Raw genomic sequence first — 18003 nt, forward strand, 5'->3', positions numbered from 1 at the left:
TATAAATATGTACCGCCTCGGCCGTCGTGCGGATGTTCATGCTCAGGACGAGCGGCATCGCTCGCTCCCACTGGTGGAACGTCGTCGAACACCGATGAGTAATGCTGCCGTGAGGCTCAGCCCGTGCGGGCGGGCTCGAGCGCAATTCCACTCAGCATGAGCTGATAGACGAAGGCCTTATATTCTGCCGCCACGTCGGAATGAGGGGCGCCGCCTGCTGCCAAATTGCCTTGCTCGACGAAGCGGGATGCGTGCTGATATTGCTCGCACAGCCCCATGATCGCGAAAAATGTGAAGTAGGGATCGACCTTCCGCAACGACCCTTCCGCCACGCCCTTGTCGATAATGTCGCGATAGATATCGAGCGTCTTCCCCACCCACAAAGCGATCAGCTCAGCCGCGAGCGGATCGGTCTCGTCGGCGATAATCTCGGTCATGAGCCGGTGATAGAAAGGATTGACGAAAAAGAAGTCGACCATCGTGTCGATTCTGATCTTTATCCGCTCCACGGCCGGCAGGGATCCCGCTTCGGTCTGGGCGAGGCCGTCGCCCAAAGAGACGGCCAGGGTTCGCGCGACGTCGACCAGCAACCGGGTTCGGTCGGTGAAATAATATTTGAAAAGGGTGAGGTGTACCCCGGCATTGCGCGCCGCCATGGACAGGGACAGCTTTTCGGGCGGCACATGGCGCAGGAGTTCGACAGTCTTGTCGATCAACAGCTTCTTGCCGATACCACGCTGCCCGGATGGACGGCCGATCGAGCGCTTTTTGGCCGGTCGCGCGCCCTTCGTTTCGGCACCCTCGCTGCTGTTTTGGCTCTCCGCCTTCTTCCGGCCCATCTTAACCACCCTGGAAAGGGCATCGGATTTATCCGACACCTTGAAAACTCTGCCTGCGCATAATCCGCTTGCACGCCAACCAGTTAGTCCGGCCGACATCCCGCGATACGGGGCGTTCATAGCCATAGCCGGTCCCCTTGTCATTTTCTACGGACGCGCGGTTTACGCGAAAGGCCGGCAGGATGGGAGCGGCGGCCTACATCACGCTCAGAATAAATTCTAATCGTATTGAAATTAATCCCAGCCCCGGTTATGAGGCGCATGCCAATTGGTCAGTGGAGAGCGAGAGGATGGGCGATTATCGGGAAAGACTGAGGCGGCCGCCCAATACGCCGCAATTTCGTGGAGGGCGCCCCCGCCAGCACGAGCTTTCCTTCCGCGATCGCATCCGCATCGAGCGGGACATTGCGGTGCCGACCCGGGAAGGCAAGCCGCTCTGGATCGACCTCTTTCTGCCAGCGGACCTGACGGGGCCGATCCCTGTTCTGGTCGCCTGGACCCCCTATGGCAAGCACGACCCGGCGCCGCTTGCGACGCTCTATCCGACATCCGGCGTGAAGGCGGAGTGGCAGTCGGACCTCACCATTTTCGAGGCCCCCGATCCCGTCTACTGGACCGGCCAGGGCTATGCGGTGATTACGGCCGATATCCCAGGAACTTGGTATGCGGAAACCACAGCAAGCTATTTCTCGCGCAAGGAAGGCGAGGCTCATTATGATCTCATCGAATGGGCTGGCACGCAGCCATGGAGCAACGGGCGCGTAGGCCTGTCAGGCGTATCTTACCTCTCCTCGTCGCAGTGGAACGTGGCCGCACTTAACCCGCCCCATCTGGCGGCGATCAATCCTTGGGAGGGCTGGTCGGACACCTTCAACGAGATCGTGCGCCACGGAGGCATCCCAGAGACGCATTTCTGGCCGCACATCCAGGTGCGTTGGGGCGCCTCGGATGCCATGGTGGAGGATCTCTGGGCGTTGACCGCCGAGCATCCGTTCTTCGACGAGTACTGGCAATCGAAGGTGCCCGATTTTAGCCGGATCGACGTCCCGGCCTATGTGGTCGCGAGCTGGAGCGACCACGGCGTGCATACGCGTGGCACCCTCGAAGGCTTCAAGAAAATCGCATCTTCGCGCAAGTGGCTCGAGGTTCATGGTAGCAAGAAATGGGGCTATTATTACGAACCCACGTCCATCGCGCGCCAGACAGCATTCTTCGACCATATCCTGAAGGGCGTATCGAACGACATGGGCACTTGGCCGCCGGTCAGGCTACACGTGCGCGACAGGGCTGGCTCGGCAATCATGAAGCAGTCAGAGCAATGGCCCGTGGAGAACACCCAATACCGTCGGTTGTATCTCGACGCAGCGACCGGACACATGAGCGACAAGCCAGCCCCGGCCGAAGCAATTGCGAGCTATGATCCGCTCGATGACGCGGCAGAGGTGACGTTCGACTGTCGGTTCGAGGAAGACTGCACGCTCGTCGGGCATATGAAGCTCAAGCTCATTGTCTCGACGGAAGACGCCGATGACATGGACGTATTTGTCGCGGTCGAAAAGGTCGAAGATGGCGAGAAGGTGGGCTTCATCCATTGGGCTGTATTCGAGGACGGCGCTGCCGCCTATGGCTGGTTGCGCCTCTCGCGGCGTGAACTGGACGCCGAAGGCTCGACCGAATTTCAACCCGTGCTCACCAGCACCTCCGAGTGGAAGGTCACGCCGGGAGAGATTGTCGAAGCGCAGATCGAGATCCTGCCCTCCGGCACGCTCTTCAGGGCCGGCGACGTGCTGCGGATCAGGATCAAGGGGCGGGACATTTACCAGTATCCCAAGCCGATGCTCTACATGCGGCACGAAGACACGGTCAATCGAGGCATGCACCACATCCACACCGGGGGCGAGCATGACTCCCACCTGCTGATCCCGGTCGTGGCCCTGCGCGATGCTTGAGACAGAATATCAACGTCCGGTCGTGGACGGACCGCTGTCCCTGCTCTCGCCCATCCGTGAGCTGGTTGGCGCGCTTCGTGCGGGCAGGCCTATCATCCTCGTGGATTCGGAAGACCGAGAGAATGAAGGTGATCTCGTTATTGCGGCCGAATTCGCAACGGCCGCGGAAATCAACTTCATGGCCCGTTATGGCCGCGGTTTGATTTGCCTCGCCCTCACTGCGGCTCGCGCGGAGGATCTGGATCTGCAGCCAATGGTCGCAACAAACAACGCGCCGCACGGCACGGCTTTCACGGTGTCGATCGAAGCTGCCGAGGGCGTGACGACCGGCATCTCAGCCCATGACCGCGCGCGGACCATCGCCGTGGCGATCGACGACAAGTGCGGGCCGCCCGACCTCGTCTCGCCAGGCCATATCTTTCCGCTCGTAGCGCAGCCCGGTGGCGTCCTCACGCGACCTGGTCACACAGAGGCAGCGGTCGACATGGCAAGGCTGGCCGGGCTGAAGCCCGCAGGCGTGATCTGCGAGATCCTCAACGATGATGGCACAATGGCGCGTCTGCCCGACCTCATCCGCTTCGCCGATCGGCACGGGCTCTGCATTGGCTCAATCGAAGACCTTATCATCCACCGCCGCCAGACAGAGCGTCAGGCAGCGTGACGGAGCAAATGACATGACCGAACTCTCCCCCGTGGCCATCAGCTTGCGCGAGGGGCTGCGGCGTCTGGCCAAAGCCGTCGTCGTGATCACCTGTCGCCATAACGGCACCCGCTACGCGATGGCCGCGACCGCGGTGAGCGAGCTCAGCATGGATCCACCATCGCTGCTCATCTGCGTCAATCGCTCGGCGAGCTTGTACCTGCCGCTCTCTGAAGGCGCCGACTTCTGCGTGAATATTCTGCACAGCGACCATGCCGACATATCGGCAGCTTGCGCCGGCAAAGCGCGGGGGGAAGAGAGGTTCGCCACGGGCAAGTGGGGCACGGCTGCAGATGGCTGTCCCCGGTTGGAAGATGCGCAGGCGAGCTTTTTCTGTCGCTACGAGCAGGCTCTGGACTATGGGACGCATCACATTGTGATCGGCCGTGTCGAGGAAGTGTTCCTCACTGATGAGGTCAGCCCGCTGGTGTACGCGAACGGTTCCTACGTCAGCCTGGGCGCCCCTATCACTGCCGGATGATCGTTTTTACCGCGTCAGAGCAGGAGGTCTGGAAAGGCGGGTCGATGCACCGCTGAACCGGCCAACGGAACGGGTCGCCATGGCGGTGGCGAGCAGTTCGCCTCGTCAGGGCATTTGAAGCAGCAGAGACTTCCGTGGAACGGGCCAGCGCGCTCGCCGCACTGGCCCGCCCAATCATCAGAAGCGAACCTTCACGCCCACCTCGAACACGCGTCCGATTTTGTCGTAGAGCTGGCCATTCACCGGCTGGCTCTGCGTTGCATAGGGGCTGGATGGAGGATCCTTGTCGAGGAGATTGGAGACGCTGGCGGACAGCTCGAAATTGCCGGCCACGCGGATCGTCGAGAACAGATTGACGTAAGCGGCGGCCGGGATGTCGTTCTCATTGATGGTCAACGCAGGGATCGTGTCGAACTGGTTATCGTTCTTGCCCTTGCTGATGTACAAGAGCTGCGCTGACAGCGAGACCGCATCGGTGCTGAATGTCTGCGTGAGATTTCCCCGGAAGCGGGGCTGTGAGCCGAGGCTGCCCATCCCGTTTTCGCCCGACCGGTCGATGCCATTGATGTAGGACCGCAAGGCGTAGGTTCCGGTGAACCGCGTGCTCATGGACACGCCGCCGCCAAGACTGGCTTGGTAAGAGAGTGCCATGTCCAGTCCGCTCGTCTTGAACTGCGAAATATTCTGGACAGGCGCGACAAGGCGCGTCGGCGTTGCGCCGCTGAAGGTGATGTAGCTGCACGCCTGGGCATCGCCCGCCGAGCAGGCATTGCCGATATTGGCGGCCGTGATCGAGTCGATCGCATCCTTCAGGTCGATGAGATAATAGTCGAGCGACATGCGCAGCCCGGGCAGGCTCGAGGGCTGTACGACAACGCCCAGCGTGAGCGTGTCGGCCTTCTCAGGCCTCAGATCGGGATTCCCCACCGTGCGGTTCTGCGGAATGACGGCCGTGACCCCGTTCACCGTCAAAGGCACGTTCACGAAAGAACCGGGCGAGAACAGTTCGTAGATCGCCGCTGCACGGATGTCCTTCGAGCGTGTCACGCGAAAACGCAGCCCCTGGATGGGCTCGTATACGCCACCCACCTTCCAGGTCGTCTGGCCCCCGGCCGTGCTGTAATCGGCATAGCGAATGGCGCCATTGAGATCGAGATTGCGCGCGAAAGAAAGGTCCCTGGCGAGCGGCACGATTGCCTCGACATAGCCTTCCTTGACATTGAACTTGCCGGAGAAGGGCGCGACATTGCCGATCGCAAACCGACCGGCTGTCGCGAGCGGACCGGCCGTCAAAACCTGCGACTCTTGGCGATACTCACCACCAAAGGCGACGGCGACAGGCGCAGCCCAGGTGGAGAACGGCTCGCCGCGCATGTTGATGCTCGCGGCGTGCTGCTTGTAGATCACCTCGTGATAATCGGAGCGGTTCACATAAGCGAGCGCGGCCGGCGTTTGGGTGCTGACGGCATTCGGCCCGAAGATGTTGACTGGAACACAGCCAGCGGCGAGGGGATTGGCAGGCTGCCCGGCGAGGGTCGACCGGCAGACGATCCCGCCGCCCGGAGCCGCGACAGCATCCACTGCCAGATTCCAGAAGGCGGGTGAGAAATTATTGCTGAAGTCGCTGCGGAACTGGTTTTCGCCATAGGAATAATGGGCATCATAGTGCCACGAATTGCCGAGGTCGCCCTCGACGCCAATCGTGCCGTGCGGCGTCTTGTTCTTTACCCGGAAATTGATGTTCCCGACATCATAGACACCCTTGGCGACGGTGATGCTGGTCAGTCCCTGCGCAGCCATGGCATTCTTGACCGCTTGCGGCAGGAAGGCATTGTCGTTGCGGATCGTAAAGGACGCAAAGTTCGGCAGGCCGCCGGTGAACAGGCCTAGCGTCTCTGAATAGCCCCCGGACAGGGTGATATTAAGAGCAGGCGAGACTTCGAAACTGCTGAGGGCGTGAACGACAAAGCGCTCGATGCCGGGGATCAGGCTCGACCCCTTGGACCGGCTAAGACCCTCGCCGCCAATCTGATTGGTGCCATCGTCGACACTGCCGACCTGATAGGGCCGGATGGTGCCATCATCATTGAAGGTATAGTTGCGCAGGCTGAAGTTGGCAGGGCCGATGATGCGGCCGCCGATGCTGTTGGAATTGCGCACGCCGTCGGCCACGATATTGGCGGGCAGGCCATTGGTCAGATAGGCTCTGTTGGTGACGATCATCTCTTCGCGGCGTCCCCAATCGCGGCGATAAATGTCCTGAATCTCGTCACTGCGGGCTTTCTCGACCGCCACGACGATGTTCCCCCGGCCGTCCCCGAACGACAAGCCTCCCACGGCGCCGAGCTTGTAGCGGAAATTGTCGCCTTGCTGCGAAATGCCGGTCTGGGCAGACAGTTCGATGCCGGTCATCTTCTTCTTGAGAAGAATGTTGACCACGCCTGCAACGGCATCCGATCCATATTGTGCGGACGCGCCGCCCGTGACGACTTCGACCCTTTCAATCATGTTCGTTGGAATGACGTTGAGGTCCGTCGCGACGGGTGATCCTGTCGTGACCGAAGATGCCTGAGGCACAACCCGTGACCCATCGACGAGCACGAGGGTCCGCTGCCCGCCAAGCCCCCGAAGATCTGCCGTCGCCTGCCCCGGGCTCGCGAAGTTGTTCGCGTTTCCGCCGACCGAGCGCGTGGCCTTGAAAGCCGGCTCTTGCTGCAGCACTTCAGCAATGCTGATCGGCGACTGCTGATCGACGATATCGGCGCCGATGACTGACACGGCCGATGGTGCAGAAAAACCGGCCGCGGCGGCGCGAGATCCGGTTACGATGATGTCGGTGCTACTGGCGCTTTCCGGCGCGCTGGCTTGTGTGCTGGCCTGAGGAAGAGCCGCCATGCCATCGGGCTGGCCACCTTCCGACGCATTTGCAGCGCTCGGTAGGCTCAGGACAATGCTGGTCACGAGTGCGGTGGTTGCCTTCCATGTTACGCGCGGTGGCGTGAAAGCGGCAACTTTCCTGAGTGTCTTCATAATCCTCCCTCCAGTCAGCTTCGGCAGCATATGGCGCGCCGAGTTTTTTTGGTCTCTTGACGTCGTCCAGCCCTGGTTGGGCCTGGCGAGAAACGCCATCCTCCTACCCGATCATTCCCGCCGAAACAACTTATTTATAGATATATATAAAAAACGAAGTAAAGCTGTGAGCGCTTGTGAAGGTTGCCGTTTTTGCGTCATCTGCCAACTTCCCTTCACTCGGGATATGACACGGAAAAGACGGTATATTACGGCCCGTATCCCACGTGCGATGAGCCGTTTTTCACGCGCTCGGTTCGCTCGCTGTCCGAGCGGTCAGGCTTCGCGAATCTCACGAAATAATAATTTCTATTGTGTTTTAATTATTGCGTTGATAGTCGGGCCGTGACGATAAGATTTGCGGGAGAAAACCCATGTATGAGAGGCGCAACGTTCGTGCAGGCGTATTCCTGCCCCCACATCACGGCAACGATGAGGACGTGGCGCTCTGCATGCGTCGGGATTTCGAGCTTGTGGACTGGCTGGAGCATCTCGGTTTCGCCGAATTGTGGATGGGCGAGCATCATTCCGGTGGCATGCAAATATATGGCTCGCCAGAGTTGTTCATCGCGGCTGCGGCGGAACGGACCTCGAGGATCAAGCTCGGCGCCGGGGTGATCTCGGTGCCCTATCATCACCCCTATATGATTGCGGATCGCATCCTGCAGCTCGATCATCAGACACGCGGTCGGGCCATGTTCGGCTTTGGTCCCGGCATGCTGGTGTCCGATGCGCACATGTTGAACATCAAGCCGGAACAGCAGCGTGAGAGGCTGGTCGAAGGCTTGGATGTGATCGTCCGGTTGCTGGATGGCGAAGTCGTCGATCACGATAGCGACTGGTTCTCGCTGCGGGAGGCGAGCCTCCAAATGGCGCCTTATAGCTTCCGTCGTCCCGAAATGGCGGTCGTGACCTCCAAGACGCCGATCGGATCGCGCCTGGCAGGCAAATACGGTCTAGGCATCCTCACTCATGGCGGCGGCGATGTTGCCGCGGCATGGAAGCTGGCGGAAGAAGCCGGCAGCGCCCACGGCAATCAACTCAATCGCGATAATCTTCGTGTCGTGGTCTCCTTCCACTTGGCCGAGAGCCGCGCGGATGCCGCTGCGGCCATGCGTTTCGGGCTCGAGCCGTGGCTGGCCTATCTGGAAGCACTCAACCCGAAAAGCTATGCGGATACGCGCGCCAAAGCCGGATCCGATCCGGAGCGCATCATCGCGGCGCGTGGCGGGTTGATCGGCACGCCAGACGATGCCGTCGAATATCTCGAGGCCTTGTGGGAAAAGACGGGTGGCTTCGGTTATATTACGATGACCGGGACCAACTGGATGGATTTCGAAGCGACCAAGCGGTCCTATGAGCTCATGATGCGCTACGTCATGCCGCGGTTTAACCGGGCCAATGCCCAACGGGAACGGTCCTTCAACTGGGTCCACGAGCGACGCGATGAATTCAGCGGTGCCAATCAGGCCGCTATTGCCAAGGCTGTTTCGGAGGGCGGGAAAAGCTGAGCCGGCAATATGGAGCAACTCGCGGGGTGGGCCGGTCGGTGTGAGGTGTGCGTCCCAGGTAAACTGGACGGCGCCGCCCCAGAGTCGGGCTATCAAGGGTGGCACTTCGGGTCGATTGGCGCAGCAAGACCACCTTTTTACCTACGGGCCTGCGCTGCAGCACTATTTCTTCCACCCCTTCGCCATGGCCTGCTTTTCCGCCGCCGCATCCAGCGGATCGCCGCTGATCTGGGCGTCCACATAGGCCATGATGGCGGCATCGCCGCTGGTCGCCATGCGATAGCTTCCTTCGGTCTGGCGGGGATGGCTGACCAGCGCGCGGACGGCCCAGCCGTCCTGGTCCCGACAGGCGACCCCGGCGGTGCTGGCGGTATCGAAGCTGCGGCAAATGTCGCCTTTGCCGTCCTTGAAGGTGAGGCGAACCCTGACCGGCGCAGCGGCGCCATCGGCATCCCCGGCGCTGGCAAGCTGGGTGTCCAGTGCCTGCGTCAGCTCTGCGCTTGCGACCAGCCCGTCCTGAGCGGTGGCGCCGTCCTTTGGCAGCATCTGCGCCCCGACGAACCCCGCCACCAGCGCCGCCGCGACGGCCGCCCATTGCGGCAGGCCAAAGCCTGCACGGCTTGTGCGCCGGGCGCGCGCTTCGGCCAGGCCTTGCACAGCCCCCTCGCTCGTTACAATTGCGGCCATGCCAGCCGGCACCGGGGCAGCGGCGACTGGATCGAACGCTGCGCGCAGGCCCGCCTGCAACCGGCGCTGCGCTTCCAGCTTCTCGCCCAGCGCGGGATTGGCGGCGACGAGTGTGGCGACGCGCTTGGCCTCGTCCTCGGGCAGTTCGCCATCGAGCCAGGCATAGAGCGTTTCGTCATCGATCATGGGGCCGATCCTTGGGTCCGTCATCTGCTCATCCTTCGCCCACAAGCGCCAGCAGCGCATTGCGTCCACGCACCAGCCGGCTCGACAGCGTGCCGACGGGTATCTCCAATATCTCAGCGGCCTCCCGATAGCCGCAGCCTTCGATCAGCACGAGCGCGACCGCCTCGCGCTGGTCGTCCGGCAGCCGGGTCATCGCTGCCATCATCCGGTCGAGGTCCAGCCGGGCTTCGAGGCCGGGCCGGGGGTCTTCGCCCACCTGCTCGCCGGCTTCCTCCGGCAGCAGGCGCGCGGCCTCTCGATTTCGTGCGCGCGCCGTATCGATCCAGGCGTTGCGCGTGATCCGATAGAGCCAGGAATCGAGGCGTGTGCCGGCCTGCCACTGGCTACGGGACCGCAAGGCGCGCTCTACGGCGATCTGCGCCAGATCGTCCGCGTCGGCGGCGCTGTGCGATAGCCCATGTGCGAACCGGCGCAGGCGCGGCAACATGGCAGTGAGGCCTTCCTCGAACCCGTCCAAGCCAATTCCTTTCAGCTCTTGTGGATGAAACGACGCGGCACGAGCGTTTCATCCAAAGCTTGAGAAAAAATGATAAGGACCGACCATGGCGCGACAATCAACCGCAATTCTCCTGATCGCCGCTCTGCTCGGCGCAAGTGCGCAGGCGCAGCTTCTACCGGGCAATCTTGGTCAGCTTCCGGGCCCGCTTCCGGGGCAACTTCCCGGCCAGATCGCCGGCGGCGTGGTCGATCCGCTCTTGCATGATGCGCCGGCGACCATCGGCGACGCGGTGGATACGCTCAGCATCCGCGCGGCCGATACGCTGGACCGGGTGTCCTTGCGCGATTTGCGCCGCGCCCGGCTCGATGCGCTGATCCGCGCCAACCGCGATGTGCTGGAGGCGGATGCCGACGGCCAGCCGGTGCGGCGGGGCGAGATCATCGCGCTTGATGCGTCCCCGGATCTGCTCGCGCGCCTCAAGGCGGCGGGCTTCGAGACATTGCGGACGGAGACGATGGCGGAACTGGGCCTGCGCACCCATGTGCTCGGCGTGCCGCGCGGCGAGACGGCGCGCAAGGCGCTGGAGCGCGCCCGCAAGCTCGCGCCGGAGGGCATGTTCGATCTCAACCATGTCTTCGAGCCAGCCGGCGGGGCGCTGGGCGGCGCGGACGGCGCAGCGGCGGCCGGCGAGAGCGGGGCCAGCGATGTGCCCATCGGCATGATCGACGGTGGCATCGCGGCCCATCCGGCGCTGGCTGGAGCATCGATCCGCCAACGCGGCTTTGCGGCGGGCGGGCCGAAGGGCAGCGGCCATGGAACGGCCATTGCCTCGTTGCTGGTCGGCCGGGACGGCGCCTTCAAGGGCGCGGCCACGGGGCGAGTATTGCTGGCGGCGGATGTCTATGGCGGCAATCCCGCTGCCGGATCGGCTGAGCTGATCGCGCAGGCGCTGGGCTGGCTGGTCAAGAGTGGCGCGCCCGTCATCACTGTTTCGCTGGTCGGCCCGCCCAATCAGTTGCTGGCCCGCGCCGTGGCGCTAGCGCAGCAGCGCGGCGTGATCGTCGTTGCGGCGGTGGGCAATGACGGGCCTGCTGCGCCGCCCATGTATCCGGCCTCCTATCCCGGCGTGATCGCCGTCACCGGTGTCGATGGCCGGGACCGGGCGCTGCTCGAGGCGGGGCGCGCCAGACATCTGGATTTCGCCGCGCCCGGCGCCGACATGGTCGCCGCGCTGCCCGGCAAGGGCTATGGCAAGGTGCGCGGCACCTCCTTTGCCGCGCCGCTCGTGGCGGCACGACTGGCCGCCGCGCAGGGCGCACCTGCGCGCCGCGTCACCACGGTCGCCGGCGAAGCGGTGAAGGGCAAGGGCAATGTCGGGCGCGGCATCGTCTGCAAAGCCTGTCGCACGGTGTCGGCGACCGCCCGCTGAAATTTTTTTGAGGGGGCCGGGATGAAGTCCCATCCGGCCATCGTTCTCCTTCCGACGGGCCAGAAGAGAGGCCCGCATCTTGAAGGAGATGACATATGAACCGGATTTTGATCACCACGTTCGCCGCTGCCGCTATTTTCGCGATGCCCGCGCAGGCGCAGCTCCTTGGTAATGCCGGCGGGTCGCTGGGCGGCACGCTTGGTGGCACGCTGGGCGGTGCCGGTAATCTCGGCGGTACGCTCCGCTCGGTTGGTTCTGCCTCGCAGAGCGTCACCGGCACCCTGTCCGGCGCGGGCCGGGCCGACACCAGCCGCTCGGTCGATACGCGCTCGGGTTCGGCCAGCGCCAATGCGGGTCTGGCCGGCACGGTCGCCGGCACCGTTGAGGGCGCCACCGCCGCGACTGGTCCGGCTGGCTCAGTGACCGGTGGCGGTGCGCTCGGCACCAGCCAGAGCATCGACAAGAGCGTCGGCGTCTCGGCGCAGGGTGTCGGCACCGATGCGGTTCGCAGCACGGCGGGCGAGGTCGTCGGAACGGCCCGCGGCACCGTGCAGGGCACCGCCGAGACGGCGCGGGGGACGGCTCGCGGAACGGTGGAGACCGCGCGCGGCACAGCACGCGGTGCGGCTCAAACGGCACGCGGTGCGGCGCGTAGCACGGCCAATGCTGCTCGCAACGCGGCCGGTCAGGTGCGTGATACCGCCGGCTCGGTGGATGCCAGCGGCACCGTGAGTGGATCGGTCCAGGGTTCCGGCGCCGCCAGCCAGTCTGCCAGCACCGGCGACGAGTAAGCCTCCCTCGCACCGTCGCCGTAGAACGGCGCTGTGTGGGACAGACCGTTCGGAATGCCCCGGCTTCGATAAGAGGCCGGGGCATTTCTCATGCTCAAGAGATGGCGCTTAGCGCGGCGTCCAGGCAGCTGCGGCCTTGAGGAATGCGGCCGTCTCTTCGTCGGCGCTCATATTGGCCGGCGGGAAGTAGCTGAGCTTAACCACCACCGTGCGGCTCGCCGGATCGACGAACACATATTGGCCCTGCAGGCCGATGGCGGAGTAGGAGCCGCCGCCCAGCGTCCACCACTGATAGCCATAACCCATCGGCCCTGCTTCCTTGGGGTCGGTCGGCCGCGTCGATTCGGCGACCCAGGCGGCCGAGACGATCTGCTTGCCATTGGCCTTGCCGCCATCGAGCATCATCTGCCCCACGCGCGCCCAATCGCGCAGCGTGGCATTGTAGCCGGCGCCGTTGAACTCGCGGCCGACGCCCGGCGGGCCATCCATGATGAAGAAGCCGTCACGCTCGGCGCCCAGCGGCTCCCACAGATGCTTGGTCGCATAGCCGGCAATGGTGTCGCCGCCGCTCACCCGCTCGATCAGCCAGCCGAGCACGGCAGTGTCGATGGTCTTGTACTGGAACACAGTGCCCGGCGTGTGCAGCCGCTTCACCTGCCGCGCCATGTCGGCAAAGCGCGAGACATTCTTGACCAGCGCATTGATATGATTGGTCGCCGCGATGCCGGGATTGGCGAAGTCGTAGCGTTCCTCATAGTCCACGCCCGAGCGCATCTGCAGGATGTGGCGGATCGACACGCCGTCATAGCCCGAACCCTTCAGCTCAGGCAGATAGGCGGTGATGGGATCGTCGAGCGACTTGATCCGCCCTTCCGCCAGCGCGCTGCCGATGAGAATAGATGTCAGCGACTTGGTCATCGACCAGCCCATGAAGCGGGTCTGCTCATTGCTATTGTTGCGGTAGATCTCGGTGACGATCTTGCCGTCCTTCATCACCAGCAGCGCGTTGGTATAGGTGCGCTCCAGAAGGTCGTCGGCCTTGTAGGTCGTGCCCTTATAGGCATAGCTGAAATCGAGCGGCTTGTCGTTGCGCGGGAGCTGCCAGATCGGCCCGGAGCGCGGCGCCGAGCGCGTGGTGAACAGCGTGTCCATGCTGCGGAAGGTCAGGGACGCGACGTCCGCATCGTTCATGTGCCAGCGCAGGATCTGCACGGCGGGCGCGACATCGGACTTCGCGCCGCTGGCCAGCACGGGTGGCAGTTCCTGCTGGGCGAGGGCAGGGGCGGCACAGATGGCGATGGGAGCCAGGGCCAAGCCGACCCGGCGAGCAAGATTTTTCATGATTATGTCTCCTCTCCTGCGCTGTGGGTAATCCGGGTGCGGGCGGACGGCAAGAGATCGCAAAAACGAACAGGCGGCACGCCGTGAAGCCTGCCGCCTGTCTGTCTCTTGTCGCCTCGAAAGGGCGATGTTGTGGGCGCTCAGGCGGCCGGCTGGGCCTCACCCTTGAGCCGCGCGGTTTCCGCCGAAGTCGACTGCGGTCCGGTGTTGCGGCTGGAAAGCCCGTTCTTGGCATTGCCCTTCACGAACGGTTCGGGATCGCCCTCGCGCAGTTGCAGACCGAAGATGGGCGAGAGACCGGGATGACGGCCGAGGCCACCATACAGATCGAACCCACGCTCGATCCAATCGCGCAGCGGATCGTCGTCGGTCAGCACGGGCGTATCTGCCACCGAGGCGGTGAACAGGAACACGGCGAGCAGACGGTAATCGGCATAATTGGGCGTGTCGCCACCGAACCACTTATTCTCCGCCAGCACATTGCGCATGATCTGGAGGTTTGGCGGCACCTTGGGCAGACGGTCTTCACGGCCCACAATGATGTCCTCGATCTTGCGGCCGAACATCCGCTCGCGCGATTCGGTAACATATTGGTGATCCTGCGGCAGCGAGCGATCACGATATTCCTTGAGGAAGCAGGTCATCCACGGGCTGATCGCTTCTTTCCACAGCCAGGCTTCCATGCCCTGGGTGAGGGCGCGCACGCTGGGGTGCGGGATGAGCGTCGGCCGGTCGGGATAGGTCTCGTCCAGATATTCGGCGATCAGCCAGCTATCGAGCACCCATTTGCCATCGTCGACGATCGCCGGCAGGCGCTCGGTCTTGCCGCCGGTCCGCTCGAGAATGCCGGTGAAGCCGCCGGGCACCGTGTCGATCTCAAAGCCCTTGTGGGCGATCGCATATTTCGTCGCCCACACGAAGGGGCTGATCGTCGCGCCGCTCGCCAACGCCAGATCGTAAAATGTAATTTTGTTGTCTTTTGCCATTGCAGAGCCTCTTTCAGTCCTCGCCATTGTCGGGCGCTGAATAGGGCGTTGCAATCTCGAATGCCAGTATTTTTGCGGCTAAGCGCAAGGGGAATGAGCAGAGCTGCGCGGGCCGCGCGCACTCTCTCATTGACTAAGTCTGGCAGGTGTCAGCTTTGCGCGATGAGGCCCCGGGCGGGTTCGGTCACGGTGAGCGTGGCGGAATCCGTCACCAGCCAGCACTCACCCGCTGCCCAAGGCTGTCCGTCGATCGTGCCCCGGCCGCTCAGCGGAACGAACCAGCAACGGCCATCGGCGCAGTCCAGGTCATGGCTGCCTTCGTGCCAGCGCTCCAGCGCCAGCGTGAACGGCGCCTCGTCGCGGCGGAGAAGCGTATCCGCATCCACTTCTGCGATGTTGACCGGCGCTCTGGTATAGGGCTCGGCCCGGCTCACGGCGACGCCGTCATCCAGATGCAGTTCGCGCGGGCGGCCATAATCGTAGAGCCGATAGGTCACATCGACATTCTGCTGCACCTCGACCAGCGTGACGCCAGCGCCGATGGCGTGGACAGTCCCGGCGGGAATGTAGAAGAAGTCGCCGGCCTTTACCGGCTTCCAGTCCATCAGATGCTCGATGCTGCCATCGAGCGAGGCGGCGCGCAGGGTCTCATCATCCAGCGGGCGGAGCGTCCCCATGCCAAGCGTCGCGCCGGGCTCGGCATCGAGGATGAGCCAGCACTCGCTCTTTCCGCCCGGCAGACCGCGCGCCTGGCCCTGCGCGTCATTGGGGTGAACCTGGACGGACAGGCGCTCGCTGGTGAAGATATATTTGACGAGCAGCGGCGGATGCTGGCCGTCCGGCCCATCGAACCAGACCTCGCCAATCTGCCGGCCCTGTCCATCGGGATAGGCCGCTGGCAGATCGGTGCGGCCCCAGGGCTTCTCGACATATTTGGTGGCAAGGCGAATGGCGTTCACGATTCAGCGATCCTTCAGAGCGACGCGCTTGCCGTCCATCCACAGTTCGAGGACCTGCGTCGCGGCAAGGTCGGTGGGGCTGGCCAGCTCGATGTCGCGGTCCAGAATGAGGAAATCGGCGCGCTGGCCGGGCGCGAGATTGCCAAAGCGCTCCTCGGCAAATGCGGCATAAGCCGCGCCGCGGCCATAAGCGCGCAGCGCCTCGGCCAGCGTCAGACGTTGCGTCGGCAACCAGCCGCCGGCCGGCTCGTTGCGGGCATCGAGCCGCGTGGTGGCAGACTTGAGGCCGATGAAGGCATCCGCCGGCTCCACCGGTGCATCGGAGCCGAATGCCAGCGGCACCTTGTTGTCGAGCATCGTCCGCCAGGCATAAGCGCCGCCCAGCCGCTCCGGCCCGAGCCGCCGCGTCGCCATCGCCCAGTCGGAGGTGGCGTGCTGCGGCTGCATGGAAGCGATCGTGCCGCTGCGGGCGAAACGGGCGAGATCGGCCGGGTCGACGATCTGCGCATGTTCGATCCGCCAGCGCCGGTCGCCCTTATAGGTCTCGCTCAGCTCCTCGATGGCGTCGAGAGTCTCGGCATTGGCCTGATCGCCAATGGCGTGAACGGCAAGCTGGAAGCCGTCCATTGCTGCCCGGCTCATCTGGTTGCGCAACTGGGCTGAGGTCAGCAGCGCTAAGCCGCTCTCCTTGGGCGCATCGGCATAGGGCGCCTTGAGCCAGGCGCCGCGTGACCCGAGCGCGCCATCCAGCACCAACTTGACGCCGCCCAGCCGGAGCCGGTCGTTGTAGAGCCACGGGGTGGGCGCAGGCCCGGCGATCAGCGCGGCCTGCTCCATGCCGGCGGCATAGCCCAGGATGCGGATTCGCAGCGCGCCTCGGTCGCCGGCGCGGCGATAGGCCTGCCAGTGCTCGATGCTGGTGCCCATGTCGGCGACGGTGGTGACGCCGCGCGCCAGCAGCGCATCCTGCGCGGCGGAGAGTGCCGCGTCATAATCCTTGGGCTGGGGACGGGGGAGAGCGGGCGTCATCAGCGCCATCGCCTTGTCCACGAGGATGCCGCTGGGACGCCCTGCCACCATCTCGATCCGCCCACCGACGGGGGCCTTGCTGGTCGGCGCAATCTTGGCGGCGGCCAGCGCGGCGGCATTGGCCCAGCCGGCATGACCATCGACGCGCTCCAGCCAGATCGGGCGCCCATCGCCCAGCCCATCGAGGTCGGCGGCAGTCGGGAAGCGGCCGAGGTTCCACTTCTCGTGATTCCAGCCAAAGCCGATGATCCACGGACGGCCGGGGTTGGCCGCAGCGAAGGCGGCGATCTTCTGCCGAGCCTCATCGAGCGAGTTGGTGTCGCTCAGGTCCAGATTGAGGCGCGAGAAGCCGAGATCGATGACATGGACATGCGCATCGATGATGCCGGGCATCAGCGTGCGGCCCTTGCCGTCAAAGCGGAAGCTCGGCCGATCGGGGCGTTTCTCGCCGCGCGCCAGTCGCTTCTCGACGCGTCCATCGTCGCTGATGATAAGGCCGGTGAAATGCACGAGATCGCCGGTCGCATCGACCGTGATGCCGTTCACATTATCGATCAGGCCCTGCGCGTCCGCGCGGGGTGCGCCCATGCCCAGCCCGAGCGCGAGCGCCGCCAGAACGGCGCTTGTCCTTCGTGCAAAATTCATGGCTTGCGCAGGCGCCTCACCAACGCGCTGGTATCCTGCCGTCCGCCGCCCATGGCGACGACCTCGGCATAATATTGATCGACCAGCGCCGTGACCGGCAATGTGGCGCCGAGCGTGCGCGCTTCCTCGAGGGCGAGGCCCAGATCCTTGCGCATCCATTCCACTGCGAAGCCGAAATCGAAGCTGTCCTCGCTCATCGTCTTCCAGCGATTGTCCATCTGCCAGCTTTGCGCGGCGCCGCCGCCAATCGCTTCCTGGACCTTGCCGAGGTCGAGGCCCGCTGCCTGCGCAAAGCGCAGCGCTTCGGAGAGACCCTCCAGCACGCCGGCGATACAGATCTGGTTGACCATCTTGGTGGTCTGACCCGCGCCGGCCTCGCCACAATGCACGATGCGGGCGGCGTAGCTCTGCATGACCAGCCGCGCTGTCTCGACCGCCGCCTGCGTGCCGCCGCACATCACCGACAGCGTGGCGCCCTGCGCGCCGGACTGGCCGCCGGAAACCGGCGCATCGACGAAATGAAGCCCCCGGCTCTCCGCCTCGTCAGCAAGCTGCCGCGCGATCTTGGCCGAGACGGTGGTGTGGTCGATGAACAGCCCGCCGGGGCGCATCGTGCGAAACGCGCCGTCGCGCCCGATGGTCACCGCCTCCAGGTCGGCATCATTGCCAACGCAGCTGACGACGACCTCGGCCTCCGCCGCCGCTTGCGCGGGGCTGACTGCCGCTTCGCCGCCATGTTGCTCGACCCAGGCCTGGGTCTTGCCCATCGACCGATTGAACACCGAGAGGTCGTGCCCGGCGGCGGCGAGATGCCCCGCCATTGGCCCACCCATCACTCCTAGCCCGATAAACGCGATTTTTGCCATAAGCAGGGCATAGTGGCAGTTTGCAGGATGCGCCAG

14 protein-coding genes and 1 pseudogene are annotated in these 18003 nt (G+C 64.0%); 6 read left to right on the forward strand and 9 right to left on the reverse strand.

Going from position 1 to position 18003, the window contains the following annotated elements:
- Positions 1–116: 116 nt before the first annotated feature.
- Positions 117–965, reverse strand: coding sequence for a TetR/AcrR family transcriptional regulator (locus M2336_RS07385; RefSeq protein WP_264592762.1), 849 nt, complete (start codon positions 963–965; stop codon positions 117–119).
- A 164-nt stretch (positions 966–1129) separates the two neighbouring features.
- Between M2336_RS07385 and M2336_RS07390 the strand changes: the two genes are divergently transcribed.
- From M2336_RS07390 to M2336_RS07400, 3 genes and pseudogenes are all read left to right on the forward strand, one after another.
- On the forward strand, positions 1130–2788 hold the full coding sequence (locus M2336_RS07390; RefSeq protein WP_264592763.1) for a CocE/NonD family hydrolase: 1659 nt from the start codon (positions 1130–1132) through the stop codon (positions 2786–2788).
- Positions 2781–3434: pseudogene (ribB, locus tag M2336_RS07395) on the forward strand (3,4-dihydroxy-2-butanone-4-phosphate synthase); the annotation flags it as partial. The gene M2336_RS07390 and the pseudogene ribB, both read left to right, overlap by 8 nt.
- Positions 3435–3462: 28 nt before the next feature.
- Positions 3463–3969 carry a flavin reductase family protein gene (locus M2336_RS07400; protein ID WP_181558783.1) on the forward strand — a complete coding sequence of 169 codons (507 nt, stop codon included), beginning with the start codon at positions 3463–3465 and terminating at the stop codon, positions 3967–3969.
- Positions 3970–4146: 177 nt separating this feature from the next.
- On the opposite strand, the gene M2336_RS07405 is transcribed toward M2336_RS07400, so the two are convergent.
- Entirely contained in the window at positions 4147–6999 is a 2853-nt protein-coding gene (locus M2336_RS07405; RefSeq protein WP_264592764.1) for a TonB-dependent receptor domain-containing protein, read from the reverse strand.
- 413 nt (positions 7000–7412) lie between these two features.
- Here M2336_RS07405 and M2336_RS07410 point away from each other — a divergent pair, with 413 nt between their 5' ends.
- Positions 7413–8549 (forward strand): LLM class flavin-dependent oxidoreductase, encoded by a 1137-nt coding sequence (locus M2336_RS07410; protein WP_181558785.1) that lies wholly within the window; start codon positions 7413–7415, stop codon positions 8547–8549.
- 162 nt (positions 8550–8711) lie between these two features.
- On the opposite strand, the gene M2336_RS07415 is transcribed toward M2336_RS07410, so the two are convergent.
- A complete protein-coding gene (locus M2336_RS07415; RefSeq protein ID WP_264574516.1) occupies positions 8712–9422 on the reverse strand; it encodes an anti-sigma factor family protein in 711 nt (236 codons plus the stop codon).
- Positions 9423–9450: 28 nt separating this feature from the next.
- Positions 9451–9909, reverse strand: a complete 459-nt coding sequence (locus tag M2336_RS07420; RefSeq protein ID WP_264572366.1) for an RNA polymerase sigma factor — start codon at positions 9907–9909, stop codon at positions 9451–9453.
- 115 nt (positions 9910–10024) lie between these two features.
- Here M2336_RS07420 and M2336_RS07425 point away from each other — a divergent pair, with 115 nt between their 5' ends.
- Entirely contained in the window at positions 10025–11350 is a 1326-nt protein-coding gene (locus M2336_RS07425) for a S8 family serine peptidase (RefSeq protein WP_264574517.1), read from the forward strand.
- A 95-nt stretch (positions 11351–11445) separates the two neighbouring features.
- On the forward strand, positions 11446–12141 hold the full coding sequence (locus M2336_RS07430; RefSeq protein WP_264574518.1) for a hypothetical protein: 696 nt from the start codon (positions 11446–11448) through the stop codon (positions 12139–12141).
- A gap of 108 nt (positions 12142–12249) precedes the next feature.
- On the opposite strand, the gene M2336_RS07435 is transcribed toward M2336_RS07430, so the two are convergent.
- From M2336_RS07435 to M2336_RS07455, 5 genes are all read right to left on the reverse strand, one after another.
- Positions 12250–13482: a serine hydrolase domain-containing protein gene (locus M2336_RS07435; protein ID WP_264574519.1), complete on the reverse strand. Its 1233-nt coding sequence runs from the start codon at positions 13480–13482 to the stop codon at positions 12250–12252.
- A gap of 140 nt (positions 13483–13622) precedes the next feature.
- Positions 13623–14468, reverse strand: a complete 846-nt coding sequence (locus M2336_RS07440; protein ID WP_264572128.1) for a beta-etherase — start codon at positions 14466–14468, stop codon at positions 13623–13625.
- Between the two features lie 149 nt (positions 14469–14617).
- Complete coding sequence (locus M2336_RS07445; protein WP_264574520.1) at positions 14618–15427, reverse strand: class I mannose-6-phosphate isomerase; 810 nt, start codon at positions 15425–15427, stop codon at positions 14618–14620.
- Positions 15428–15430: 3 nt separating this feature from the next.
- Positions 15431–17101, reverse strand: a complete 1671-nt coding sequence (locus M2336_RS07450; RefSeq protein WP_413715961.1) for an amidohydrolase — start codon at positions 17099–17101, stop codon at positions 15431–15433.
- Positions 17098–17967, reverse strand: a complete 870-nt coding sequence (locus M2336_RS07455) for an NAD(P)-dependent oxidoreductase (protein WP_264574521.1) — start codon at positions 17965–17967, stop codon at positions 17098–17100. Before M2336_RS07455 ends, M2336_RS07450 begins: the two co-directional genes overlap by 4 nt.
- Between the last annotated feature and the right edge of the window lie 36 nt (positions 17968–18003).

This window comes from Sphingobium sp. B1D7B, assembly GCF_025961965.1.
Lineage (GTDB): Bacteria > Pseudomonadota > Alphaproteobacteria > Sphingomonadales > Sphingomonadaceae > Sphingobium.